We start from the raw sequence: 25,479 nt of genomic DNA on the forward strand, positions 1-25,479 counted from the left end.
AAAGTTATAAAAAGTATGAGAAAAAGTTAGCAAGAATGCAATATTTGAACCGTCATAAAAAAGTAGGTTCAAATAACTATAGAAAAGCACAAATCAAAATAGCAAGATTACACCAAAAAATAGCCAATATCAGAAAAGATACATTACACAAAATCACCACTTGTATCAGCAAAAACCACGCGGTGATAGGGATAGAAGATTTGAATGTATCTGGGATGTTAGCAAATGGGAAATTATCAAAAGCTATTGCTGATATGGGCTTTTATCAATTCAGAAGGCAGCTAGAATATAAAACACAACTGTATGGTAGTAAGTTAGTAATTGTGGATAGATATTATCCGAGTAGCAAGACTTGCTCAACTTGTGGAGAAAAGAAATCATCACTGTCATTATCTCAAAGAGTGTTTAAATGTGATAACTGTGGCTTTGAGATTGACAGAGATTTAAACGCTGCGATTAATTTAAAACAAGAAGCGGTCAGATTGATCGTGTTAGCCTGTGGACTAGATAGTGCCGACACTGCTAGGGTGAAACAGGAAGAAAAAGCCAACTTTTGTTAGCATTAGTTAGCTTTTTTGTATCGGTGAGACCCTGCTATGTATTACAGTCCTAGTGGGTATATTATATTTCGGAGTTAGAAACAATCAGAGCAATCGTCATCAATTTCCGCATCCCATCGAGCGGATAACACCTGATCCATCATTGCTTCTATTGCACCGGCGTTAAATTGGCGATCGCATCTTTCTTGTAAAGGTGTAGAGAGTGGAATCAGACGCAAACAAAACTCTTCTTGGAATAAATCAAAGTATGTTTCTTGTTCAGGTGATTGTTGTAGTTCTAGATAGTCAAAACTATCTATATTCAGATACAGAGCGTTGTTAGCAACTATTGTAGACCTTTGCGGATGGGCAAATACTTCCATCACATCCCCATCACCTTCGCTCAGTAGCTTGTTCTCTTGGCTGTAGATGTAGTGAACTCGACCTAAATCTGTTAAGAGTCTGCGGATGTCGAGTTTATTTACAATTACGCCGGTGTTGACAATACACGGGGCTGGTATTTTGATATTGGGTAGATGATAACTCATAGAGTATTAGCGATTGAGGGAAGGTGAGTGACAACACAGATGAAAAGTCAATGCCTAGCTTTTTCACTGGACAAAACCCTATATTTACAAAATATCAACTTTACATAGCGATCGTCTATGGAAACTACTCAATTTCCTCTAACTTTTTACAGTCAGTTTCTATTCTCCTCTGAAGTTGAGTTTTCGCTATGGTATATATTTTTCAACTATGGCAAGTTTGTCAAGATAAATTATTACAGGTAATAGCCTCTATTATATTTTACACATCTATTCCTTTACCCTACATCTCAGGCTTGGATTTTGGCAATGTTGCTGTTTTTGCTCCGGTTGTGGGTTTGATGATCGGGGGAATCTTAGGTTTATTAGATTTCATTTTTAATTACTTACATATCCCCGTATTAACTCGGACTGCTTTGGTGGTTGTCACCTGGATCGCAATTACGGGTGGTTTACATTTAGATGGTGCAATGGATACTGCTGATGGTTTAGCAGTAGGTGATCCTGAAAAGAGGTTACAGGTAATGGCTGATAGTGCTACTGGTGCTTTTGGGGCAATGGTAGCGATCGCTATTTTGTTGTTGAAAACCGCAGCTTTAATGGATATTTCGGAAAACCGTTATTTAATCTTAATGGCGGCCTGTGGTTGGGGACGTTGGGGACAACAAGTAGCGATTTTGCGATATCCCTATCTGAAACCTACTGGTAAAGGTGCATTTCATAAACAGGCAATTCGTTCTTATGCAGATATTTTACCGAGTTGGTTTTTATTGTTGGGTTTGAGTATTTTAGTTTGGGTTGTTAATTCCCAAAATCTATTGTTATCTGTATTTATGGTGTTGGGGGGTAGTGCGATCGCTCTTTTAGTCCCTGGTTGGTTTAACTATAAGCTGGGTGGACACACTGGAGATACTTACGGTGCTGTGGTTGAATGGACTGAGGCTTTGTTTTTATGTGTAATGACTTTGGGTAATGGGTAATTGGTAATTGACTATGTTTGACTATATTTGACTATATTTTTGTGATTGAAACTAAATACCAAATTTAATCACCAGGGCGATACCTATGCCTTCGGCACGCTGCGCGAACGGTAAGCTACCGCTAAGGCAATACTCACCACCAAAATCAAAGTCATACTCAAAGCTGAACCAAAACCCCAATTTTGAGTAGCACCGAGAAACTGATTATAAACCAACCTTGCAGCAGTCATACTGGAAGCACCACCCAATAATTCTGGATCAATAAAATCTCCCAATGCTGTAATAAATACCAACAAAGAACCAGCAGCAATACCGGGAAAAACTTGGGGTACTGTCACTTTCAAAAAAGTTTGTACTGGGTTTGCACCCAAATCAGCAGCAGCTTCTAATAAACGTCGATCTAATTTTTCTAAAGAAGCATACAATACTAAAACCATATAGGGTAATAAACTGTAACTCATGCCAATTAAAACTGCTGGAGTTCGGTTCAACAATTCCAAAGCTGGTAAACCTATACTGGTAAGTAAACTATTTAATAATCCAGTAGGACGGAGAATAGTAATCCAAGCATAAGAACGTAGTAAAGAAGAAGTCCATAAAGGCAAAACAAAGCCTAATAATAATAAAGTTCGCCACCGTTTTGGTGACATTTGGGCAATCCAATAAGCTACTGGAAAACCCACAATTAAACAAATAATTGTCGTATTAATTGCCAAAAACAGGGAATTGAAGATAACTCGTAAATACAGCGGTTCTAAAATACGAAGATAGTTATCCAATCCATTAGGATTGACAAGATCACCTGGTCTGATATCCTTAACTAAACTCAATTGCAAAATTATCAATGTTGGCAGCAATAACAACAGTAATAACCAAATCCCTGATGGTGCAAGTAAGGATAAAGGAGGCAACCATTGGACAAAATGACGATATAATTGTGGTGGTTTTTTAGCAATATTGCTAGGGGATGCTACGGGAGATTTAGGAAGTTGAATAGACACAGCCTGATACCAATTTGCGATCTTAAATTTTCTATCTTCTTTCTATATTATCTGTTTGGGCTGGTAATTGGTAATTGGTAATTGCAAAAAATCAGTTAACAGCCATTATTTTAGGTATGTTATGCTAGTAATTGAGTCCAATATCGCTCATAAACTGCTTCAAAATCACCTACAGGAGTGAGGCGTTCACATTTATTTAAAATTGATTCTGGAGGAAATAAGCTAGTATTATTTTGAATTTCTTGTGGTAATTGTTCAAAACCTGCGCGATTAGGAGTAGCAATTTTCAATCTTTTGCTGATTTCGGCAGCTACATCAGGTTGCAGAAGGAAGTTAATCCAACTATAAGTACCAGGAATATTAGGCGCTGTTTTGGGAATAACAATAGTATCTGTCCAGAGAGAAGAACCACTGCGAGGAATTACATATTTAAGTTTAGGATTTTCCTTGGATATCTTCACGCCATCGGCAGAATAACACATAGCTAATAATAAATCTCCTGCCAATATTTGGTTTTGCCAAGCATCAGTATCAAAAGCGGCGATCGCTGGTTTTAAAGACCGCAATTTTTCATAAGCTGCTTTAATTTCTGTGGCATTTTGGGAATTATAAGAATAACCGAGCATTTTTAATGTTGCTCCCATCACCTCCCGGACATCATTTAGTAAAGTCATCCGTTTATAAAGTTGCTCTTGATTTTGCCAAAGATATTCCCAATCTTCAGGGAGAGTTTTTAGCTTTTCCGAGTTATAGATAAATCCCGTTGTTCCCCAATTAAAAGGTAAACTATAACGGTTGTTAGGGTCATAAGTAGGATTCTGAAATTGAGGAAATAAATTTTCTAACCCTATTAAAAGTGCGTGATTAATTTCTGCTAACAAATTTTTTTCTACCATCTTCTGTACCATATAATCAGATGGATAGATAACGCTATAACTAGCACCTCCTCCAGCTTGGAGTTTAGCCAGCATCACATCGTTAGAATCAAACACATCTGCCAAAACCTTGATGCCGGTTTGGGTAGTGAAAGTAGATAGTAATTCTTGATCAGTATATTGACTCCATGTATATAAATACAATTCATCACTTTTCCCAGAAACTGAACCAGTATAATTATTGGCGCTGACATTAGCTAATCTCCAGCCACAACTACTTAAAGACAAGCTAGAAAGCAACGCCATTGTTTTAATAAATTCCCTTCTCCTGGTTATTTTCATCATCATGGTTTACTCTTAATTCACCTTTGATGTTTGACTAATAGCTAAACAGTCAGTTTCTGCCCACCAAATGTAAATAGGTGTATTCCGATCTGGTAAACTACCAAAGGTATTAGGTTGTAAAACATTAACATTGATGCCATTAGCTAATTCCACGACATAATTAACATGAGTACCCAAATACATGATATTAACTAACCGACCTTCAAAGCAATTTGTGGGTAGATTGGGATGATAAAGAGAAATCTGAATTTTTTCAGGACGCACACTTAAAACTACCGCCTGTAATAATTCCCAGTGTGTATCTTTTGTACGAGCAGCAACAATAGAAAATCCGGTTTTAGTCAAAACCTTAACATACTCGGCATCAATGGCAGTAATTTCGCCGCTAAATAAATTGGTGTCACCAATAAAATCTGCAACAAAAGCTGTTTCGGGACGTTCGTAAATGGCGCGAGGAGTACCAACTTGTTCAATTTTGCCCTGATTCATCACCGCGATCCGATCAGATAAACTGAGTGCTTCCTCCTGATCGTGAGTTACCATAATAAAAGTTAATCCTAACTCTTTATGGATGTTGCATAACTCAACCTGCATTTCCTTCCGCAGTTTTAAATCTAAAGCTCCCAGGGGTTCATCTAAGAGTAAGACAGCGGGACGGTTAACCAAAGCTCTAGCTAAAGCAACTCGTTGTTGTTGACCACCAGAAAGCTGAGAAGGAAAGCGCGATCGCAAACCTTCCATTTTCACCAGCTTTAAAGCTTCCGTGACTCTGCTATTAATTTCTGATGGAGATAATTTTTTTAACCGCAGTCCAAAAGCAATGTTTTCCCACACATTCAAGTGATTAAACAGAGCATAGCTTTGAAATACAGTATTCACAGGTCTTTGGTAAGGAGGTACATGAGTCATGGACTTGCCTTGAATCAATAACTTGCCTGCGTCCACTCTTTCAAAGCCAGCAATTAACCGTAAGATGGTTGTCTTACCACAACCAGAGGGTCCTAAAATACTAAAGAACTCTCCCTGTCTCACATCTAAGTCCACACCATGTACTGCTGGTTCTTGGTTGAAAAACTTGAAGACGTTCCGCAGTTCAACATCCAGTGGCTGAAAATTAGTTACACCCCTCTGAGTTTGCATCACAGTTTGAGCCATAGTCTTCAGTAGAATGCCTTGATTTTGTGAAACCTGGTTAGCTATGTAGGCTATGAAATAGACTACAAATCAGACTTTTGCTTATTGTATCTGGCAACAACACCCTTATTAAAAATATACTTATTAAAAATATACTTATTAAAAATATAGGACTCCTATTTGATTTTTGAAAAAACTCCGTACACCCAAATCATCTAAAACCCTATTCCCTATTCCCTATTCCCTATTCCCTGCCTCCACGGAAAATTTATAAATCAAATCGGAACACTATATACTTATTAAAAATATAAACCCAATACTTGCCATTGTTTTGAACTCGATGCCGGATAGCGACTAAAAGCATTGTTTACAGATAATATAAATTTCATACTTCTTTATTAATCTTATGGCTATATTACCACCACTACTGAGTTATCAAAAAAATACCCGCACAGTTGGGCGTGGTTCCCAGTCACTATTTTTAATACTATTCATTTTGCTGATGATATCGGGGATAGGCGCTCGTTTAGCTTATTTACAAATCATTGAAGGTCCAAAACTCCGGCAAAGGGCAGAGTCTAACCGGATTCGCATGATTCCCAAACAACCGGAAAGAGGCAACATTTTTGACCGTAATGGCAAACTGTTAGCTACTACTCGTTATCCTCACTCTGTTCACCTGTGGCCAATGGCACATACTAAGCCATCGTGGTCAATTGTCGGTCCGCGTCTGTCCCAAATCCTCGATATTCCGCAAGAGGAAATGGAACAGAAACTAGAAAAAGCTGGAGCTAATTCTTCTTCTCTGATTCGCATTGCTCGTGACTTAAATGAAGCCCAAGTCACAGCCTTAAAGGAATATGAAAACGAATTACCAAATGTAGAAATCAATACTGAAGCTGTACGTTATTATCCTGATGGTAGACAATTAGCCCATATACTCGGTTATACCCGCGAACTCACAGCAGAACAGCTAAAAAAACGCAAATCAGAAGGCTATCGTCTCGGTGATGTCATTGGCCAAATGGGTGTCGAAAAAGCCTATGAAAAAACCCTCAGAGGTGAATGGGGAGGCCAGCAAGTAGAAGTAGATGGTGCTGGTAGACCGTTGCGAGTGTTGGGAGAAAAACAGGCAAAAGCTGGTAATGATTTACACTTATCTATAGATTTAAATATCCAAAAAGCAGCGGAAAAAGCTTTAGGTAGACGTAATGGGGCAATCGTAGCACTTAACCCTAACAATGGTGAAGTTTTAGCGATGGTATCCCATCCAACCTTTGACCCGAATATTTTTTCTAAACAAAAACTCTCTCAAAAAGATTGGGAAAGTGTGCAAGGTGAAGGATATCCTCTAGTTAATCGGGCTTTAAGTGCTTTTCCCCCGGCTAGTACCTTTAAAATTGTTACCAACACAGCAGCGATAGAATCAGGGAAATTTTCTCCTAATGTGATTCTACCAACCTATCCTTATTTGGTGATCGGTGGCACAAGATTTGGAGAGTGGAATCATGCGGGATTTGGTCCATTAGGTTTTGTAGGCGCAATGCAATGGAGTAGTGATACTTTCTTTTATCAAATTGGTAAAGGTATAGGTGGTCCGACTTTGATTGAATGGACTCGTAAATATGGCTTTGGTGAAAAAACTGGTTTTGATTTTGTTACAGAAGAATCTAGAGGTTTAGTTCCTGATGATAACTGGAAGCGCAAAGCCTGGAAAATGCCTTGGACTATAGGCGATACTATTAATATGACCATTGGCCAAGGTGCTTTATTAAGCACGCCTCTACAAGTGGCTGTAATGTTTGCTGTACCGGCTAATGGTGGTTATCGAGTCCAGCCACATCTGCTTAAAGACGATGGGGATGCTAAAAAATGGCGTTCATCTTTAAATATGAAACCAGTAACTATTAAAGTTCTCCGTGAGGGATTGCGAAAAGTGGTATCTGAGGGTACGGGTAAAGTTTTGAATCAACCAAATATTCCCCCAGTAGCTGGTAAAAGCGGTACAGCAGAAGCTTGGAATCGTCGTGGCATCAAACAAAATCATGCTTGGTTTGGTGCTTATGCACCTGCTGATCAACCAGAAATCTTGGTTGTGGCTTTTGGTGAACATTCTGGTGGTGGTGGTGGTAGTGTGGCCGCACCCATGATTCTGGAAATCATGGAGGATTATTTTGCCCGCAAGTATCCAGGAAAGTATAAAAAAGGTGATAGATAATTGGGAATTGGTAATTGGGAATTGGGAATTGGTAATTGGTAATTGGGAATAGTTGATTAGAAAACATAAAATTGATTACCCAGTCCCCAGTCCCCAGTCCCCAGTCCCCAGTCACCAGTCCCCAGTCACCAGTCCCCAGTCCCCAGTCACCAGTCCCCAGTCACCAGTCACCAGTCCCCAGTCACCAGTCACCAGTCCCCAGTCCCCAGTCCCCAGTCACCAGTCCCCAGTCCCCAGTCCCCAGTCCCCAGTCCCCAGTCCCCAGTCCCCAGTCACCAGTCCCCAGTCCCCAGTCCCCAGTCACCTACTAATATATCCCCATTTACCACCCACATTCACTAATGCTAAACCCTGAGAAAAAGGTTTTGCAAAATCAAATTCTGGGTAAATTTTAAACTCAGCCAATTTATTAATATATCCCCATTTGCCGTTAATTTTTGCAGGTGCTAATTCTTCTGCAAAAATACCCACTTCTTCAAATTGTGGCTGGATCACAAAGTAACCAGTTTGATTAATATATCCCCATTGATTACCAACTTTCACTGCGGCTACACCATTTGCAAAACTATCGGCATCATCGAAATTAAAGGGAATGATAGTTCTATTACTATTATCAATATATCCCCATTTATTCGTTTCTGGTATTTTGACTGCTGCTAGATTGTGAGAAAATGATTTGGCTTCTACAAATTTTGCAGGAATTGTAAATTGTCCTTTTCCATCAATTGTTTTGGCTACATATCCCCAACCATTACCTATTTTTACGGCTGCCATGTTTTCAGCAAAAGATACTGCATCATCAAATTTGATATCTGTAATACGGTTGCCATTCATATCAATAAAACCGTATTTATCTTTAAGTTTCACTACTGCTGATCCTTCGGAAAATGGTGCAGCACTATCATATTCAATGCGCCCTATTAGCTTACCTTGTTTATCAATATAACCCCATTTTTCACCAATTCTAACTGCGGCTATACCTTGAGAAAAAGCCTCAATTCTATCAAATAAATTTAATGAAAACTGGGGATCTGGTTCAATTTCTTTATTAGTAGATAGATTGACGTAATTATAGGGATTTAGTCTTTGTTGGGTAAAAACGCTATTTTTATTTTTAATTTCTTTGATATCAAATTTTCCTGGTGCTTGAGAATAAACAGTAGATTGCAGTGTTTTGGCTAAAAGCTCATCATTTTGCGTTAAACCTTCATAGAAAAATAAAATTTCCCCTTGAATACCGAGTTTTCGGTTAGTTTCTATGGCAGTAATTAATTCTTCTGGTTTAATCATATAATATGGGTTTTTTCTATAAATAGTAATACCTGGAATTAGTTGTGATAGTTGTTCTTTGGTAAATTGTGATTGAGCAATTCGGGTAATTTCCGATTGATAAGCTTTAATATCTTCTCTATAAACTTGGGGATGTATTAAATCTACTAATCGCCAGTTAACCCAGGTGAGTGAATCTTGCAAATAGTTTTCATAACCCCAACGAAAAACACTAGGAGACATGGAAATGATTAAATCGGGATTGACTTTAATTATTTCTCTGTGAAAACGATTGAAAAAATGTGATAAAATATCTGCTCTCCATTTTAACCAATCAGGATCTTTAGAGGTATTTGGGGGTTGACCCTGACCCTGAAATTCTTGCTGATAACGTGCAAGAGTTTTAGCATCATAACCTCCTTCACTGGGTAAAGCAATAAAGTGATCATCTCCTTGAATCCCAGCAATATCATATTTTTTGATAACTTCTAAAAATAAACTTAATATAAATTCTTGAACTTGAATATCTAGGGAATTTAACCAGCAAAATTCATTTTTAATTAGCTCGTTGTTAAATATATCACGAGCAACCCAATCTTTTTCGTTTGCAATAATGTTAAATTTGGATCTCTTGGCTACATGAGAACTCATAAAACCGTATTCAAACCAAGGAATAACCGCGATGTCAACTTTTTTGGCTTCTTCAATTATTTCTTGTAAAGGATCTCGCTTTTTATCTTCACGGTTTTTATCTTCACCGTCAAAGCGAGGGTTGATTTCTATGTTTATTAGTTTTTTCATTACTTGACTACGATAGATGGTTAAACCGTTATTCCAAACAACAGGAAAAACAACGTTAAATCCTGTTTTGGCGAGAAATTCCATTGCTTTTTGGATATTTTCTCTTTTGTCTAACACATTACTGTCTGTAACCGTGATCCAAATACCGCGAATTTCCATAGTTCAATTTTAGGTTGTAAATAAGGAGTCAGGAGTTAGGAGAGGAAAATTTGAGATTTTGGATTTTCCAAGATATATTTACTAAGTTGATAAACCTTTAATTTGCATAAACAGGGCGGGCAGGATGCCCACCCCACAAGAGTTTTAATTTGAGATAGTATGCAAGTTAAATGTTCAACATCTAACAATAATTTTCAACATGAAAGCTGAAAGCTGAAAGCTAATTACTGATTCCTAAATAATGCTAATCCTTCGGAAAAAGTGTTTGCTTCTTTTAAGGTTGGAGGAATGATAAATTTTCCGCTTTTGTCAATATAACCCCATTGATTATCTTTCTGTACTCTTACCAATTCTGCCACAAAAGGATCAGCATTATCAAATTGTGGTGGAATCACAAATAATTCTAAACCGGGAATATATTTGTAAGGTACAGTAGAAATTTCTAAGACTTGACAAATAAAGGCTGCTATTTCGCTTCTGGTGGCGTTGATGTTGGGTTGTAAACGTTGGATGTCTGGGTAGTTAACAACGATGCGTTTTTGTGTGGCAGCAGCGATCGCATTCATGGCATAACTGGGAATTTGCCCAAAATCATTGTAATATTTTTTTAAGGTGGCGATCGCATCTCCTGTGACTTGATAACCTAACCCAGAAACTAAAGCTGTTAATGCTTGTACACGGGGAATTGCTTGATTAGGTTTAAAGGTACGATTGGGATATCCTGAGAGATAACCTGTTTGATATGCTGAGGCGATCGCATTTACTGCCCAATGATTAGCAGGTACATCTGTAAATTGAATTGCTGGGCGAGAAGAGGAATTTTTGGGTAAACCTGTATACACAATGGCTGCAAATTCCGCACGGGTAACAGGTGCATCGGGGCGAAATGTTCCATCTGGATAACCTTTGAGAATATTTTTGGCCGCAGCAATGACAATAGATGCTTTTGCCCAGTGGTTTTCTATATCTGTGAACATGAGAGAATTGGGAATTGGGAATTGGGAATTGGGAATTGGGAATTGGGAATTGGGAATTGGGAATTGGGAATTGGGAATTGGGAATTGGGAATTTTTTAGTTATTCCCAAAAAGAATGAGTTAATAAACTATCTATATCTTCGGGAAAAGGACAGTTTTCAGGAAAAACAATACTGGGATAGATATCTTGAACATCTGATAAAGCATCTTCCCATGTTTCTGGGAAAATTTCTGTAAAATAGTTTTTTAAACTGGGTGAGACTTTTACTAAACGTCGAATTTGCTTTCTCTGTTCCTTAATGGTTAATTCCCAACCACGATTATCATAAACACTATTTACATAACACCGTTTTAATAAATGTTCTAGTAAAACTTCTAAACGATTTTGTAATGCTTGTTTTTCACTACGCCCCAAGGCCGATATCTCCTCTTGAATATGCACCCAGTCAATGGCATCTAAGGCTTTATTTTCAATAGTTTTTGCTTGTTGTTCTGTCCAGAGAACAAAATCCTGTTCATAAAGTGGATTATTCATAAATAAAAACCTAGCAATAACCATCACATCAGTCAGGAGTCAGGAGTCAGGAGTCAGGAGGCAAAAGAAAAATGTTTTTTCCCTGTTCCCTGTTCCCTGAATCCTTACTCACATATTATTTATAGCAATAGATTGGTGATTGGTGATTGGTAAAGAAAGTTATTAATTTTGAATTTTGAATTTTGAATTTTGAATTTTGACTTGATACATATTCTGCCTTCTGCCTACTGTACTGGTTTGACATTTCTGGCTTTGTAGAAAGTTTCTAAACTATGGCGATCGCCTACAAAACGCCAGTGCCAAGGTTCGTAACTCACACCTTGAGAATTATCTTGAGGAAAGGACAATTCAAAACCAAAACGAGCAGCGTTAGCTTGTAGCCATTGATAAGCTTTGGTATTCTCAAAATTAGTTTGTAAATTTGTTGCTGGTACTGCTCCATCTCCTATATCTACTGCATAGCCTGTATGATGTTCACTATGACCAGGAGGGGCGCTCAATGCTGCTCTTTCCGCAGGAGTTTGATTTCGTTGAGCGCCAATAGTAAAAAATAATTGTTCCTGTTCTTTCACGGAACGAAAACCAGAAATAGGTACTAAAATTACACCTGCGCTACGTGCTGCTTGTGCCATAGCTTGAAATCTTTGGGCGGCTGCTTGTCGCAATCTAATCCGTCCATCGGCTGTAATTGGTAACAATTCTGACTCTGGTGCTTCAGGATAAGCCAAATGTCCCAACACTACATCATTGTTAACTGCTGGAGTTTTGATTGGTGTAGGTGTAGAAACAACAGGTGTTGATTGAGAATCAGCATTATTTTTAGGTGCTGTAATAAAAAATAAAAAACCACTACCTACAGCCATCACCATAAATCCGACTATTCCCCCAATCATTAAAACCAGCGGTTGTACGCGCATCTGAGATTCACTATCAGGAGTATCGCGCAAAGCTGCTGGAATATCGTCACCTGGTGATGGTGATGAGTTTTGGGGTTTTCCTGCAAATCCAGCGTTTTTCAAGAGTCCACTCCTGTTTAATAATAAGATTTTGGATTTTAGATTTTAGATTTTGGATTTTAGATTTTAGATTTTATATTTTATATTTTAGATTGGTAAATAAGGTATAACATTTAAACGTAACAATTCAGGAGTCATGAGTCAGGAAGTACAGATGGGAATGTTTGATCAATCAGTAGATTATCAAATGTGAGTTTGGAAGTACCCTGGAAAAAGCTGACTGCTGACTACTGTTAGCTGAATGCTGACATTTAATCACAAAGTCTCACTAAAAAAATCAACGTAATAGGTATTATTTTACATATCTATTTTTCAGCAAAATCTTGATAAATCTTTTAGAACTATACGTCAAATTGGTAGGATTAGTCCTGGTAGGAGTTATCCTGGGACGCAAATTACCTGCCATATTTCCTACTCGTTTGGGTCAATTTTTGTTTTGGGTAGGAGTACCGATCAGCATTGTTGCTTTTTTAAGACAAACCGATCTATCAGGACAGATTTGGATTGCTCCGGCGATCGCCTATTTAGCTATTTTACTAGGAGCATTTTTAGCGTGGTTGGTGATCAAAGGTCAAGCCTATTTGACAAATTCTCACCCCCAACCCTCAACCCAAGGTAGTTTAATTTTAGCTTCAATGGTAGGTAACACTGGTTATCTGGGCTTTCCTATCACTTTAGCAATGGTCGGCAAAGAATACTTCGCCTGGGCTTTATTTTACGATTTATTAGGGACTTTATTCGGTGCTTATGGTTTAGGTGTATTACTAGCAGCCCGTTTTAGCAACACCGCCCAAAATCATCAACAAATGGCTAAAGCCATATTAATCAATCCTGCCCTGTGGAGTTTTGGTTTTGGGTTATTATTTCGCCAAGTTAGTATTCCGCCACTGATAGAATTTAGCTTGAATACATTAGCTTGGGTTGCTTTAGCATTATCCTTGATTTTAATTGGTATGAGATTGGCGCATCTGGGTTCTTTGTACAAACTCAAACCAGCAGCAATTAGTATTGTTATCAAAATGTTATTAGTGCCTTTGGTTTTAGGTAGTAGTTTACGGTTTTTTGGTGTGACTGGAGAAGCAGCACAGGTAGTAGTTTTGCAAATGGCCATGCCTCCGGCTTTTGCTACTGTGGTATTAGCGGAAACCTTTGATTTAGATCGTGATTTGGCTGTGACTACTTTAGCAGTGGGGGTTATGGTATTGTTGGTTACTTTGCCGATTTGGTTGTGGTTGTTTTGAAGGTAGGTATACCATCTGTACCCTATTCTGGGATGATGTCTTTGCCGATTTGGTTGTGGTTGTTTTGAAGGTAGGTATACCATCTGTACCCTATTCTGGGATGATGTATTAAAAACTCCCCTACTAGCGATCGCTCAATGTCGAAAAATGTCTAAGCCGAATAGTAAAGCCCAAAAAACTCAAATTATTGAAGTGCTAAAGCAGGATTATTTTCCTATTATTCCTCAAATTAATAGAAATTGGACAGCAAAACAACATGAAGAAAATCGTTTGAGTCGTTCTTTAGCTGCATTTGCGATCGCTAATCTTGCTAATATTACTCCTCCTCAAGCTGCTAACTCAATTATCAATGGCGAAAATGATAATGGTATTGATGCGGTTTATTTTGATCGAACTAATAACCGACTTTGGTTAATACAAGCTAAGGCGGGAAATGCTCCCAACATGGGAGATAATAAAAAATTTTGTGATGGAATTAGGGATCTTGTCCATAAACGGTTTCAAAAATTTAATTCCAGTTTTTCACGCTTACAGCATGATGTTGAAGATGCCTTAGACAGAAATGGAGTGAAAATAGTTGGTTGTAATATATATTTAGATAGTAGTTTGGGAACTCATGTAGTTAATGATCTCAATCAACTGCAAGATGAACTCAATAAATTTGATGCGCGTTTTCAATGGCAAGATTTGAATATAGAAAAGATTTATGGATGGTTGACAACAAAACAAGAAAATGCACCTATTGAAGTTAAATTGACCTTAGAAAACTGGCATTGTTTAGAACAGCCAAGAAAAGCCTTTTATGGATTAGTCAATGCTGCTGAACTGGCAGATTTATACAACCAGCATCATAAATTATTATTTGAGAAAAATATTCGTTATTACCTGGGTACACAAGATGTTAACTTAGCGATTGCTGAAACTGTCAAAGAACAACCATCAGAACTTTTTTATCTAAATAATGGATTAACTATTACTTGTACAAAAGTTATTTTACCACCTGGACATAAACAGGAATCAACTAAATTTACTTTAGAGGGTTTTTCTGTAGTCAATGGAGCGCAAACAGTGGGATCTATCGCATCTGTATTTAATGCCAATGGTGCAATATCTCCCAATGCAAAATTATTAGTTACTATCATTGAAGTAGGCACACAATCAGATACAATAGGTATAGAAATTACCAAAGCGAGAAATACACAAAATACAGTCCGTGATATTTATTTTGCAGCATTAGATCCAAATCAAGAACGGTTGCGGCAAGAATGTATGGTATCAAATATTGTTTATCAATATCGTCCATCAGCAGATAATCAAGATGCTATCACCATTGAACAAGCTGCAATTGCTCTTGCTTGTTTTAGTGGTAATGCTGAAATAATTGTTGCAGCTAAGAAAAATTTAAATCTTTTGTATAAGGATCATTATTCTACACTTTTTAGTAATGAACTTTCAGGAATTACACTTTGTCGTTATGTGCGTATATTTGAATATCTTGATCAGATTTTTGAAAATTCTCGCAAAGCAGAAACAGAAACTAGAAGAAAAAATTTCTATCAACATGGTAGATTATTTATATTGAATGTTTTATCAAGACGTTATAAACCTTTAATCAATAAACCAGAGGTTAATTTATCTCAAGATGATATGACTGAGCTTTCCAATGTTGGTATAGAACTTGCAGAGTTAATTTATACTCTCGCTGAATCTCAGTTTGCTAGTGATGAAAAAGGCTATCTTGCTATTTTTAGGAGTTTAACCGATGTTCAACAATTAACGAGTAAAGTAATGCAAGAATTAGACTGTAGGTTGGGTTGAGAAAACCCAACACAACACCGGACAATCTCCTCCTAATGTTGGGTTTCACTTCGTTCAACCCAACCTACAAAAGTTTACTCAAATTTAACTATATAAATTTTGATTTAATTGTGAGCAAATTAATGACAAAAATTAACCAATGGGTTATAATATTAAAATATAAAATCAAATTTTAAAATTTAATTTGCCATAAAAGCAAACCCTAATTATGACTAAAAAACAGAGACTAGAATTAACATGGATAGGTAAAGAAATTCGCCCCAAATTAGAACCGCGAATTTTATTAGAAGAGGCTGAAAAATCTTATCATGCTGCCCATCGAGTCAGTGAAAATGATATTTTTGATAATTGCTTAATTTTTGGGGATAACTTATTAGCTCTCAAGGCTTTAGAACAGGAATTTACAGGAAAAGTTAAATGTATTTTTATTGATCCTCCCTATAATACAGGTTCGGCTTTTGAACATTATGATGATGGCGTTGAGCATTCTATCTGGCTTTCTTTAATGAGAGATAGGTTAGAAATTATTCGTAATTTGTTATCAGAAGATGGTTCTTTGTGGATTACCATTGATGATAATGAAGCACATTATTTAAAAGTAATGTGTGATGAAATTTTTGGACGTGCAAATTTTGTGGCTAATGTTGTTTGGCAAAAGAAATATGCAGTTGCTAATGATCACAAGACTATTGCACCAATGCACGATCATATACTGGTTTATAGAAAGAGCGAGTCTTGGCAACGCAATCTTTTAAAAAGAACCGAAGAAAAAGATCGCCAATACAGATATACAGATGAACAAGGAGTTTTTCGTTTATCAGATTATACTTGTAATAAAAGCTCTGAAGAAAGACCAAATCTTTATTATCCAATAATTCAACCAAATACTGGGGAAGAAATATATCCTAAGAAAACTTCCGTTTGGCGTTATTCAAAAGAAACACATGAACAAAATATTAGAGATAACCTTGTTTATTGGGGAAAAGATGGTTTATCAAGTACACCAGCTTACAAAAGATATAAACATTTGCTCAAAAATCAGGGAACTGTACCGCAAACACTTTGGCTGCACGAATATGCAAGTCATACTGATGCTGCTAGAAAAGAAGTTCGTGCTGTATTAGGTAGTTCTTCTCTTGCAGATGATTTTATTACTCCCAAACCAGAAGGATTAATACAGCGAGTTTTAGAAATTGCAACAAATCCTGGTGATTTAGTATTAGATTCCTTTGCAGGTTCAGGAACAACAGGCGCAGTAGCGCACAAAATGGGAAGACGCTGGATCATGATTGAACTAGGAGAACATTGTCATACCCATATCATTCCCCGACTCAAAAAAGTGATTGATGGAGAAGACAAAGGAGGTATTACCGAAACTTTTAACTGGAAAGGTGGCGGTGGTTTTCGTTACTATCGCCTTGCACCATCATTATTAGAAAAAGATAAATGGGGTAACTGGGTGATTAATAAAGAATATAACCCCGCCATGTTAGCCGAAGCACTCTGCAAACTTGAAGGCTTCACTTATGCACCATCAGATACATTTTATTGGCAACATGGATATTCTACAGAACGAGATTTTATTTATGTCACTACCCAAAATCTCAGCCATGAACAATTATCTAAACTCTCTGATGAAGTAGGACAAGAACGCACCCTACTTATATTATGTAGTGCCTTTCGTGGCAAAGTTGATATATTCCCAAATCTGACAATCAAAAAAATTCCTAAACAAATACTTTCCCGTTGTGAATGGGGACATGATGATTACAGTCTTGATATCAAAAATCTGCCTAAAGCACCCCCGGAAATTGAAAAACCATCACCACAGAAACCACAACAACAGCATATACAACAATCACTATTTTAGATGGATAACATACTATGAATAACATCGTTAATAACATTGCTAATCGTCTCAGTCTGCGCCCTCCACAAAGACAATCATTAGAAATTTTAGATCGGGTTTGTGAAATTTTGCCTATCAATGAACAATCTGATCTAGAAACAAGTTTAGCAAAAATTAATCAACAATTCCCCACAGTTACTAATTTTGAGCGTGAATTTCCTTCACTGTGTTTTGCACTAGCAACAGGTGTAGGTAAAACACGATTAATGGGTGCTTTTATTAGTTATCTGAATCTAGCATATAATATAAAGAATTTCTTTGTTTTAGCTCCCAACCTGACTATTTATAATAAACTGATTAATGATTTTACACCCAATACACCAAAATATGTATTTACAGGGATTTCTGAATTTGCGATTCAGTCACCAGTAATTATCACAGGTGATAACTATGAAACCAATGCAAGAACAATTTTAGATCCACAAATTCCCTGCAAAATCAATATTTTTAATATTTCAAAAATCAACTCAGAAGTGCGCGGTGGTAAAAGTCCGAAAATCAAAAGATTATCTGAATATATTGGTGAAAGCTATTTTGATTATCTTTCCCAGTTAAAAGACTTGGTAATTTTAATGGATGAATCCCACCGATATCGAGCATCAGCAGGAATTAGAGCAATTAATGAATTAAAACCATTAATAGGTTTAGAACTCACCGCTACGCCTTCAGTAGAAACCAGTAAAAAAACAGTTTATTTTCAAAATATTATCTATGAATATTCTTTAGGAAAAGCCATTAGAGATGATTTTGTGAAAGATCCTGCGGTTGTGACTCGTAAAGATTTTAATCCTGCCAGTTTATCATCAGCAGCAATTGAAAGAATCAAATTAGAAGATGGAATTTATTTACATGAAAATATTAAAGCTGAATTAAAAGCTTATTCTATCCTCACAGGAAAGCCAATTGTTAAACCTTTTATGCTGGTAATTGCCCGTGATACTAACCATGCTTCACAACTGTTAGAATTGATTAAATCTGATGAATTTGCCGAAGGATTTTATCAGGATAAAGTCATACAAGTTGATTCTAGTAAAACAGGCGCACAAGAAGATGAAATGGTGGAAAGATTGCTAAAAGTAGAATATCCAGATGAACCAACGGAAATAGTTATTCATGTGAATATGTTAAAGGAAGGTTGGGATGTGACTAACCTTTATACAATTGTCCCATTAAGAGCCGCAAATTCGGAAGTTTTGATTAAACAATCTATTGGTAGAGGATTACGTTTACCTTATGGAAAGCGTACAGGTATCACTATTGTAGATCGTTTAAATATTGTTGCCCATGATAAATTTCAAGAAATTGTAGAAGAAGCAAAACGTCCAGAATCAGAAATTAGATTACAACAAATTATTCTTACACCTGAAGAGTTAGAAGAGAAAAAGAAAACAGTAATTTCACAGTCAAAACTTGCCCAAACTTTAGGAATTACAACAGAACCAAAAAATGAAGATCACTTTGAGGATAATAGAGAACAAAATACAGAAGAAAATACAACTGTTACAGAAACAGAAACCCAAAATATTCAAACTTCTATATTTGCATCTCCCGTAGAACAAAAGATTGCTAATTTGACTTACCAACAAATTCAAAAGTTAGAAAATCAACCGGAAAAAGTACCAACAATATCCTATCTTGCAACACCAAAAGTTCAATCAATGGTGCGGGAAGCTGTAGCTAAAGAATATCGTCCAGAACAATTAGAAATAGCAGGTGTAATTACACCACCAGATATTGCATCTATTGTGGCTAAAACAACTAATTTAGTCATTCAGCAAACTATTGATATTCCCAAAATTTTGATTGTTCCTCAAGGAGAGGTAAAATCAGGATTTAGGTCTTTTGCTTTAGATGTGACAGGTTTAAATTATCCTGTTCCTTCCAAAAAAGAATTATATATTCAATCTTTAGCAACGGATGATTCTACATCTTTAGAAATCAAAACAGACAATTTTCCAGAATCTCGATTAGAAAACTATATTGTGGAAAATCTAGTCAATTTTGATGATATCTGTTATGATGAAAATGCTGATTTGCTTTATGATTTAGCAGGTCAAGTTGTTGAGCATTTTCTCACCTACCTAACAGAAGAAGATACACATAAAGTTTTATATTTTCATCAAGTTGAAATTGCTAATCTTGTTCATAACCAGATGCAACAACATTTCTGGGAAGATAATGTTAATTATGAAGTAAAAATCAGTAAGGGTTTTACAACTTTAAAAGAAAGTGCTTATACCACAAATGCCAAAAATTATTTAGATTATAGAATCTCACCTGCTGATAAAAGCAAGATGTCCAAATATCTGTTTACAGGTTTTGATAAATGCCTTTATCAAGAACAAAAATTTCAATCAGAAGCAGAAAGGGTATTATCTATAATTTTGGAACGAGATGCAATCAAATGGTTTAAACCAGCAAGGGGACAATTTCAGATTTATTACAAATGGGAGGGAGATTATTTAGAATATCAACCTGATTTTGTGGCAGAAACAACAGAAATGATCTATATGCTTGAACCCAAAAACCGAGATGAAATAGACGATCCTCAAGTGGTTGCTAAGAAAAATGTAGCGGTTCAATGGTGTAAATATGCTTCTGATTATATGTTAAAACATAATGGTAAACCTTGGGTTTATGTGTTGATACCCCATGATGCGATCGCCCAAAATATGACACTCAAAGGTTTAGGCGATCGCTTTACGATTAAGTCATAGTATCAACAAAGCTGACTTACTTTTTCCGCCAACTCCTCCGGGGTTATATGTTCATAGATTTCAAAAGGTTGATGAATCCAAGGATTATCCGGTAAATAATCAGCGTAGTAATCCGGAACAATTACAGAACAATCTTTATACCAAATTACCGCAGTACGGATTTCTTCAATCGCAACCTGGCTATATTCTTTTAACCAAGGAATAGTTTCTTTTAGAGTGATACCCGAATCTACTAAATCATCTACCAAAAGAATCCGCGAACCTAAACGCTCAGTAGTCATGGTTAAATGAGGGGAAACTATCAAACCGCCCCTTTCCTGTTTACCCGCACCGTTGTAAGATGATGTAGATAAAATTGCTAACGGTAGATCATAGATTCGGGAGAGAATATCTCCTACTCGTAATCCTCCTCTAGCAAGACAGACTATTTGGTTAAATTGCCAACCTGATTGATAAATCTTAACTGCTAATTGTTCAATTTTATGGTGATAATCTGACCAGGAAACGTAAAGGTCTGACATAGGACTTAGGGAAGTAGTTTTTAGTTAGCACTGCAAGCAAATCCCAACTATCTTAATATGAGTGTAAGTAATTATGAACAATGAAAAATTAGATTTGAAGACTAAACTAGCTTATGGTGCTGGAGATTTAGGTCCGGCGATTACTTCTAATATTGCGATCTTTTATTTACTGTTGTTTTTTACTAATGTAGCTGGTATTCCCCCTGGTTTGGCGGGCAGCATTTTGATGATTGGTAAAATTTGGGATGCTGTCAATGATCCGATTGTGGGGGTATTAACAGATAAGACTCAATCTCGGCGTTGGGGTCGTCGTTTACCTTGGATGTTTTATGGTGCAATTCCTTTTGGATTATTCTTTTTTCTACAATGGATTGTACCACAATTTACTCCCAATCAAAGTAGTAATATTTGGCCTTTGTTTTGGTATTACGTAGCAATTGGGATTATGTCTCAGGCTTTTTTTACGATTGTTAATTTGCCATATACAGCAATGACACCGGAACTAAGTCAAGATTATGATGAAAGAACCAGTTTAAATAGTTTTCGCTTCACTTTTTCTATTGGTGGCAGTATTTTATCATTGATTTTCGCGCAAATTATTTTTGCAATGTTTCCTGATCCTCAACAAAAATATTTAAAATATTTAGTTTTAGCAGCAATATGTACGGTAATTTCGGTTTTATCCTTATATTGGTGCGTCTATGGAACAAGGAAGCGGATTCTTGCTTTTGAAGCTAAACGTATTCAACTAGAACAACCAGCAGAAATTCCTTTTATAGAACAAATCATTATTGCTTTCAGTAACAAACCTTTTTTATTCGTTATCGCCATTTATCTTTTTTCTTGGTTAGGTGTACAAATCACCGCTACAGTCATTCCCTATTTTGTCATCTACTGTATGAAACTCAAAGATTCTCAAGTTCCCACAGTATTAATTGCTGTTCAAGGAACTGCTTTATTAATGTTATTTGTTTGGAGTTATTTAAGTAAAAGATTTGGTAAAAAAATCGTTTATTTTTTGGGTATGACTTTATGGATTATTGCTGCTGCGGGATTATTTTTTCTGCAAGCAAATCAAATAGGTTTAATGTATTTTATGGCTGTTATGGCTGGTTGTGGAGTTTCCACAGCTTATTTAATTCCTTGGTCTATGATTCCCGATGTTATAGAATTAGATGAACTGCAAACCGGACAAAGAAGGGAAGGAGTATTTTATGGTTTTATGGTGTTATTACAAAAGTTTGGTTTAGCATTTGGTTTATTTATAGTTGGTAATGCTTTACAAGCTTCTGGATTTCGGGAAACTATAGCCGGACAAAGTACACCAATACAACCCGATTCCGCATTGTCTGCTATTAGAATTATAGTCGGTCCAGTACCAACAATCTGTTTAATTTTGGGTTTGATTTTGACTTTTTTCTATCCTATTACCCGTGAAATGCACGCAGAAATTATGTTTAAGTTACAGGAGAGAAGGGAGAAGAATTTTTAGGTTTTCTCTCCCAATTTCTGTTTGATGCGTGGATATAAATTGAAACTGACAATTTTTGTCCTTCTTCTTGAAGTTTTTGATCCTTTGACTCCTGAATGAAAAAAGTTTACTCTTTAAAACACTCAATCCCAATTAAAGGGATACACTCTAAAAAATCCTGCCAAAATTCTTGCCCAAATTCTGCTATACCTTCAGGAGAAACTAATGGTTTTTGCCAACGAACATTTTTAAAACCAACATCTGCAAATACTTTTTGATGTGTATCTTTGCTGAGGTAATAATTATCAAAACTAAATTCCTGACCATCTACAAAAAATGTATACTTGATTGCTGTTCCTGGTTGCAGAGGTTGGGAAATAGTTTTAATAAATCCATATTTCTCAGTTTTAAGATAAGAACTTGGAGGTTGTTCACTATTATTGTTTAATGTCACAAAACGCCCTCCTATTTTGAGATTATTAAAGATGGTTTGTGACATTTTTAATAATTGTGTTTTAGTTTGGGCATAATTCAGTAAATAAGAAGCAACAACTAGATCAAAATCTCCAATTTTTCCTAGTTCTAGCACATCAGCAACAATATATTGAATATCAAGTTTTTGTTTGCTTTCTTGTTTTCTTGCTAGTTCTACCATTTTTTCAGAAATATCAACCCCAACCACCAGAGAAGCACCTTTTTCTTTAAACTGTCTACTATACCATCCTTCTCCACAAGCTAAGTCGAGAATTGATTTTCCTGTTAAATCACCAAGCATATTAAAATATGTATATGTTTCAATATGTAGGCGAATCGGCAACTCTTTAGATTTTTTATATTCTTGGGCTATGCTGTCGTAATACTGTGCCATTTTTCAATCACTGAAAACTATATTTATAGTTAAATTACTAAAGCAAATTTATCCATCTGTTATTGGATATATCCTAAAATTTGAACACCCCAACCAATTAAACCACCACCTAAAACCAACCATGTAGCATTAATTTGATAACGAATAGCTAAAACCGCAGAAATTAAGAAAATAATTAATCCTAAAAAATCCACATAAGGCACTTTTCCAAAAGTTAAAGTTGTTATTCCTAATTGTAAGGTGGTCACCACCATCAAAGCCACAGCACTAAGATTAACCGCATCTAAAAAAGCCCTTGTCCAAGATGAAGTACGTAATTTAGGAATGAGAGGATTTAAAATAGCAACAAATAAAAATGAAGGAAGAAAAATTCCTGCGGTTGCCACAACTGCACCAGGTAAACCGGAAATTATATATCCGATAAATGTAGCAGTAGAAAGCACAGGTCCAGGCGTAAATTGACCAATTGCAACAGCATCTAATAATTGTTTTTGTGTTAACCATTGATATTCATCTACTAAACCTCCTTGCAAAAATGCTATTAGTAAATAACCACCACCAAACAACACACTACCAACTTTGAGGAAAAAGAACCCTAATTTCCATAAAGGTACAACAGGAGTTATTGTTATTGTAGGCAAGGTTGTACCAAGAGTTAAAGCAGTAATCATTAAATTAGTTTGATTACTATTTTGATCACTCTTTTGTAACCAAATCATTCCCAAAATCCCACCTAATAATAAAGCGATAACCTCATTAACATTACCCAACCAATTTATTAAACCAACTGCTACAGCAATTATTAGTAATTTTTTGGTTTTTATGGCTTTTTTACCTAATCTCCAAAGGGCATTAAAGATAATTGCTAACACAGCAGGTTTTATTCCATAAAGTAAAGGAGAAAATTCGGGTAAAGTGCCATAATTAACATAAACCCAAGCAAAGAAACCAGTGATTAAAACTGCTGGCAAGATAAAACAAACACCTGCAATAATTAAACCTAACCATCCAGCATAAATATAACCAATGTGAATGGCCATCTCTGTAGAATTAGGTCCAGGAATTAAGTTAGTTGCACCCAACAAATCTAAAAAATGATCCTGTGTCAACCACTGACGACGCTTGACAACTTCATCTTCTATCATAGCAATATGGGCAACTGGACCCCCAAAACCAATCACACCTAGTTTAAAAAAGAGTTTTGCTAGTTCCAATAAACGATTTAATGGTAAGTGATTCATATTGTTTATAGCAAGTCCTAAATATGTATTTTAACTTAATTTGTCAAAACATTTGCAAAAACTAAGTAAATTCAGAAAACATTGCTGCTCGTGCATTTACAGCAGTATCTATAAAGTCACTAAATACCCCATCTATCCCTAAATTAAAAAATAGTTTATATTCCTCTTGAGGGTTGTCTTGACAATCTAAAGGTAAGAAGTAATTTTCATTGCGGAATGTCCAAGCATGAACTAATAAATTTTCTTTATGGGCGTGATTAACTAAGGATGTGGGTGATATTAATTTCCCTTGACTATCTCTGGGAATTATTAAGTTTTTATTGACTCCTATTGCTTGTGCATATTCAGCGATTTTTTTTAATCCTGCTGGTTTGCTTATATGTTGATAGGTGCGGGGATTATCACTCATTACAAAATCATAGGGTTTACCTGAGTCGTTGATTAATTGTACTAAAGGTAGATTTGTTTTTTTGGCTAATGCTTTTAAGTTACTAACTTCAAATGATTGAATAAATACTGGTACATGAGTTTTTTCTAAAGCCGTTAATAAGGGTGTTTCTAATTCTAGATCAATTGATTGAAAGTAAGTTGGATGTTTTGTTTCTGGGTAAATCCCAATTTTGCGATTTTTTTCTATACTTTTCTTTTCAGCTAAATCAATGATTTCTTCTAGGGTGGGAATTGTGTAAATTCCATTGTATTTTGTGTTAAAAGAACGTAGTTGGGGAATGCGTTCTTGCGCTCTTAATGTTTTGATTTCTGCTAAGGTAAAATCTTCGGTAAACCAACCTGTTATAATTTCCCCATCAATGATTTTTGTAGTTCGCAAATAAGCAAATTCAGGATGTTCAGCAATATCTGTAGTTGCTGATATTTCATTTTCATGACGTGCAATTAAAACCCCATCTTTGGTAATCACTAAATCTGGTTCAATATAATCAGCACCTAATTCAATTGCTAATTGATATGCTGCTAATGTATGTTCAGGTCGGTATCCACTTGCACCACGATGAGCTATAATAATAGGTAATTGATTTGTGAATGTGGAATCTCTAAAATTGTCCATAAGATAGGGTTTATTATTTTCAATGAATAGGGATAGTAGCTAGTTACTGTTTTCTTAACCAATACTAACAAATACTCACATTTACTGAAAATTTCCTGTCATCTTTTGCTTTGTGACAGAATTACAGTAAAATCACTGTATGCTACTAGGATTCAAAACCCAACTCAAAGTTAACAAGCAACAACGACTACTACTGGCGCAACACGCAGGAGTAGCCAGACACGCTTGGAATCA

General features: G+C 36.1%; 22 protein-coding genes. 10 read left to right on the plus strand and 12 right to left on the minus strand.

The window, feature by feature from the left end; genetic code table 11:
* Positions 1–560: RNA-guided endonuclease TnpB family protein (locus tag H6F45_RS23510; RefSeq protein WP_190348528.1), on the plus strand; the 560-nt coding region annotated here is incomplete at its 5' end.
* Positions 561–634: 74 nt separating this feature from the next.
* Here the strand turns inward: H6F45_RS23510 and H6F45_RS23515 are convergent.
* A complete protein-coding gene (locus tag H6F45_RS23515) occupies positions 635–1,087 on the minus strand; it encodes a hypothetical protein (RefSeq protein ID WP_096564911.1) in 453 nt (150 codons plus the stop codon).
* Between the two features lie 188 nt (positions 1,088–1,275).
* Between H6F45_RS23515 and cobS the strand changes: the two genes are divergently transcribed.
* Positions 1,276–2,064: an adenosylcobinamide-GDP ribazoletransferase gene (gene cobS / locus H6F45_RS23520; RefSeq protein ID WP_137667017.1), complete on the plus strand. Its 789-nt coding sequence runs from the start codon at positions 1,276–1,278 to the stop codon at positions 2,062–2,064.
* Positions 2,065–2,147: 83 nt separating this feature from the next.
* Here the strand turns inward: cobS and H6F45_RS23525 are convergent, their stop codons facing one another.
* The 3 genes from H6F45_RS23525 to H6F45_RS23535 all read right to left on the minus strand — a co-directional run bounded on the left by H6F45_RS23525 (position 2,148) and on the right by H6F45_RS23535 (position 5,440).
* Positions 2,148–3,065, minus strand: a complete 918-nt coding sequence (locus H6F45_RS23525; protein WP_137667018.1) for an ABC transporter permease — start codon at positions 3,063–3,065, stop codon at positions 2,148–2,150.
* 119 nt (positions 3,066–3,184) lie between these two features.
* Positions 3,185–4,276 (minus strand): extracellular solute-binding protein, encoded by a 1,092-nt coding sequence (locus H6F45_RS23530; RefSeq protein WP_190348541.1) that lies wholly within the window; start codon positions 4,274–4,276, stop codon positions 3,185–3,187.
* 21 nt (positions 4,277–4,297) lie between these two features.
* A complete protein-coding gene (locus tag H6F45_RS23535; RefSeq protein WP_190348529.1) occupies positions 4,298–5,440 on the minus strand; it encodes an ABC transporter ATP-binding protein in 1,143 nt (380 codons plus the stop codon).
* Positions 5,441–5,825: 385 nt separating this feature from the next.
* Here H6F45_RS23535 and mrdA point away from each other — a divergent pair, with 385 nt between their 5' ends.
* Both mrdA and H6F45_RS23545 read left to right on the plus strand, forming a co-directional pair.
* Complete coding sequence (gene mrdA, locus H6F45_RS23540; RefSeq protein WP_190348530.1) at positions 5,826–7,637, plus strand: penicillin-binding protein 2; 1,812 nt, start codon at positions 5,826–5,828, stop codon at positions 7,635–7,637.
* 52 nt (positions 7,638–7,689) lie between these two features.
* Positions 7,690–7,992 (plus strand): hypothetical protein, encoded by a 303-nt coding sequence (locus H6F45_RS23545; RefSeq protein ID WP_190348531.1) that lies wholly within the window; start codon positions 7,690–7,692, stop codon positions 7,990–7,992.
* Here the strand turns inward: H6F45_RS23545 and H6F45_RS23550 are convergent.
* The 4 genes from H6F45_RS23550 to H6F45_RS23565 form a co-directional block, all read right to left on the minus strand.
* Positions 7,938–9,866 carry a WG repeat-containing protein gene (locus tag H6F45_RS23550; RefSeq protein ID WP_190348532.1) on the minus strand — a complete coding sequence of 643 codons (1,929 nt, stop codon included), beginning with the start codon at positions 9,864–9,866 and terminating at the stop codon, positions 7,938–7,940. The two genes, H6F45_RS23545 and H6F45_RS23550, sit on opposite strands and share 55 nt — an antisense overlap.
* A 224-nt stretch (positions 9,867–10,090) precedes the next feature.
* The gene (locus tag H6F45_RS23555; RefSeq protein WP_199301900.1) at positions 10,091–10,843 is read right to left on the minus strand and encodes an S-layer homology domain-containing protein; all 753 of its coding nucleotides are present in this window, start codon (positions 10,841–10,843) and stop codon (positions 10,091–10,093) included.
* Positions 10,844–10,942: 99 nt separating this feature from the next.
* Positions 10,943–11,377: a DUF29 domain-containing protein gene (locus H6F45_RS23560; protein WP_137667023.1), complete on the minus strand. Its 435-nt coding sequence runs from the start codon at positions 11,375–11,377 to the stop codon at positions 10,943–10,945.
* A gap of 224 nt (positions 11,378–11,601) precedes the next feature.
* Complete coding sequence (locus H6F45_RS23565) at positions 11,602–12,396, minus strand: M15 family metallopeptidase (RefSeq protein ID WP_190348533.1); 795 nt, start codon at positions 12,394–12,396, stop codon at positions 11,602–11,604.
* A 320-nt stretch (positions 12,397–12,716) separates the two neighbouring features.
* Between H6F45_RS23565 and H6F45_RS23570 the strand changes: the two genes are divergently transcribed.
* From H6F45_RS23570 to H6F45_RS23585, 4 genes are all read left to right on the plus strand, one after another.
* Positions 12,717–13,634 (plus strand): AEC family transporter, encoded by a 918-nt coding sequence (locus H6F45_RS23570; protein ID WP_190348534.1) that lies wholly within the window; start codon positions 12,717–12,719, stop codon positions 13,632–13,634.
* A 147-nt stretch (positions 13,635–13,781) separates the two neighbouring features.
* Positions 13,782–15,452, plus strand: coding sequence for an AIPR family protein (locus tag H6F45_RS23575; RefSeq protein WP_190348535.1), 1,671 nt, complete (start codon positions 13,782–13,784; stop codon positions 15,450–15,452).
* 208 nt (positions 15,453–15,660) lie between these two features.
* The gene (locus H6F45_RS23580; RefSeq protein WP_190348536.1) at positions 15,661–17,322 is read left to right on the plus strand and encodes a site-specific DNA-methyltransferase; all 1,662 of its coding nucleotides are present in this window, start codon (positions 15,661–15,663) and stop codon (positions 17,320–17,322) included.
* 14 nt (positions 17,323–17,336) lie between these two features.
* Positions 17,337–20,078 carry a DEAD/DEAH box helicase family protein gene (locus H6F45_RS23585; RefSeq protein WP_190348537.1) on the plus strand — a complete coding sequence of 914 codons (2,742 nt, stop codon included), beginning with the start codon at positions 17,337–17,339 and terminating at the stop codon, positions 20,076–20,078.
* A 2-nt stretch (positions 20,079–20,080) separates the two neighbouring features.
* Here the strand turns inward: H6F45_RS23585 and H6F45_RS23590 are convergent, their stop codons facing one another.
* Positions 20,081–20,599, minus strand: coding sequence for a phosphoribosyltransferase (locus tag H6F45_RS23590; RefSeq protein WP_137667028.1), 519 nt, complete (start codon positions 20,597–20,599; stop codon positions 20,081–20,083).
* A gap of 73 nt (positions 20,600–20,672) precedes the next feature.
* Between H6F45_RS23590 and H6F45_RS23595 the strand changes: the two genes are divergently transcribed.
* A complete protein-coding gene (locus H6F45_RS23595; protein ID WP_190348538.1) occupies positions 20,673–22,091 on the plus strand; it encodes an MFS transporter in 1,419 nt (472 codons plus the stop codon).
* A 106-nt stretch (positions 22,092–22,197) separates the two neighbouring features.
* Here H6F45_RS23595 and H6F45_RS23600 read toward each other — a convergent pair whose 3' ends face one another.
* The 3 genes from H6F45_RS23600 to H6F45_RS23610 all read right to left on the minus strand — a co-directional run bounded on the left by H6F45_RS23600 (position 22,198) and on the right by H6F45_RS23610 (position 25,245).
* The gene (locus tag H6F45_RS23600) at positions 22,198–22,938 is read right to left on the minus strand and encodes a class I SAM-dependent methyltransferase (RefSeq protein WP_096564884.1); all 741 of its coding nucleotides are present in this window, start codon (positions 22,936–22,938) and stop codon (positions 22,198–22,200) included.
* Between the two features lie 59 nt (positions 22,939–22,997).
* Positions 22,998–24,179 carry a chromate efflux transporter gene (gene chrA / locus H6F45_RS23605; RefSeq protein ID WP_190348539.1) on the minus strand — a complete coding sequence of 394 codons (1,182 nt, stop codon included), beginning with the start codon at positions 24,177–24,179 and terminating at the stop codon, positions 22,998–23,000.
* A gap of 61 nt (positions 24,180–24,240) precedes the next feature.
* On the minus strand, positions 24,241–25,245 hold the full coding sequence (locus H6F45_RS23610) for a glycerophosphodiester phosphodiesterase (protein WP_190348540.1): 1,005 nt from the start codon (positions 25,243–25,245) through the stop codon (positions 24,241–24,243).
* Between the two features lie 139 nt (positions 25,246–25,384).
* On the opposite strand from H6F45_RS23610, the gene H6F45_RS23615 reads away from it, so the two are divergent.
* A partial coding sequence (locus tag H6F45_RS23615) for a helix-turn-helix domain-containing protein (RefSeq protein WP_162501908.1) occupies positions 25,385–25,479 on the plus strand: 95 nt, incomplete at its 3' end.

The sequence above is a fragment of the Sphaerospermopsis sp. FACHB-1194 genome, from assembly GCF_014696235.1.
Lineage (GTDB): Bacteria > Cyanobacteriota > Cyanobacteriia > Cyanobacteriales > Nostocaceae > Sphaerospermopsis > Sphaerospermopsis kisseleviana.

What these genes read in the sequence shown, in the direction of transcription:
- H6F45_RS23515 (WP_096564911.1), bottom strand. Translation starts at nt 1,087, where the DNA reads ATGAGTTATCATCTACCCAATATCAAAATACCAGCCCCGTGTATTGTC.
- cobS (WP_137667017.1), top strand. Translation starts at nt 1,276, where the DNA reads ATGGTATATATTTTTCAACTATGGCAAGTTTGTCAAGATAAATTATTA.
- H6F45_RS23535 (WP_190348529.1), bottom strand. Translation starts at nt 5,440, where the DNA reads ATGGCTCAAACTGTGATGCAAACTCAGAGGGGTGTAACTAATTTTCAG.
- mrdA (WP_190348530.1), top strand. Translation starts at nt 5,826, where the DNA reads ATGGCTATATTACCACCACTACTGAGTTATCAAAAAAATACCCGCACA.
- H6F45_RS23550 (WP_190348532.1), bottom strand. Translation starts at nt 9,866, where the DNA reads ATGGAAATTCGCGGTATTTGGATCACGGTTACAGACAGTAATGTGTTA.
- H6F45_RS23555 (WP_199301900.1), bottom strand. Translation starts at nt 10,843, where the DNA reads ATGTTCACAGATATAGAAAACCACTGGGCAAAAGCATCTATTGTCATT.
- H6F45_RS23560 (WP_137667023.1), bottom strand. Translation starts at nt 11,377, where the DNA reads ATGAATAATCCACTTTATGAACAGGATTTTGTTCTCTGGACAGAACAA.
- H6F45_RS23575 (WP_190348535.1), top strand. Translation starts at nt 13,782, where the DNA reads ATGTCTAAGCCGAATAGTAAAGCCCAAAAAACTCAAATTATTGAAGTG.
- H6F45_RS23580 (WP_190348536.1), top strand. Translation starts at nt 15,661, where the DNA reads ATGACTAAAAAACAGAGACTAGAATTAACATGGATAGGTAAAGAAATT.
- H6F45_RS23585 (WP_190348537.1), top strand. Translation starts at nt 17,337, where the DNA reads ATGAATAACATCGTTAATAACATTGCTAATCGTCTCAGTCTGCGCCCT.
- H6F45_RS23590 (WP_137667028.1), bottom strand. Translation starts at nt 20,599, where the DNA reads ATGTCAGACCTTTACGTTTCCTGGTCAGATTATCACCATAAAATTGAA.
- H6F45_RS23595 (WP_190348538.1), top strand. Translation starts at nt 20,673, where the DNA reads ATGAACAATGAAAAATTAGATTTGAAGACTAAACTAGCTTATGGTGCT.
- H6F45_RS23600 (WP_096564884.1), bottom strand. Translation starts at nt 22,938, where the DNA reads ATGGCACAGTATTACGACAGCATAGCCCAAGAATATAAAAAATCTAAA.
- chrA (WP_190348539.1), bottom strand. Translation starts at nt 24,179, where the DNA reads ATGAATCACTTACCATTAAATCGTTTATTGGAACTAGCAAAACTCTTT.
- H6F45_RS23610 (WP_190348540.1), bottom strand. Translation starts at nt 25,245, where the DNA reads ATGGACAATTTTAGAGATTCCACATTCACAAATCAATTACCTATTATT.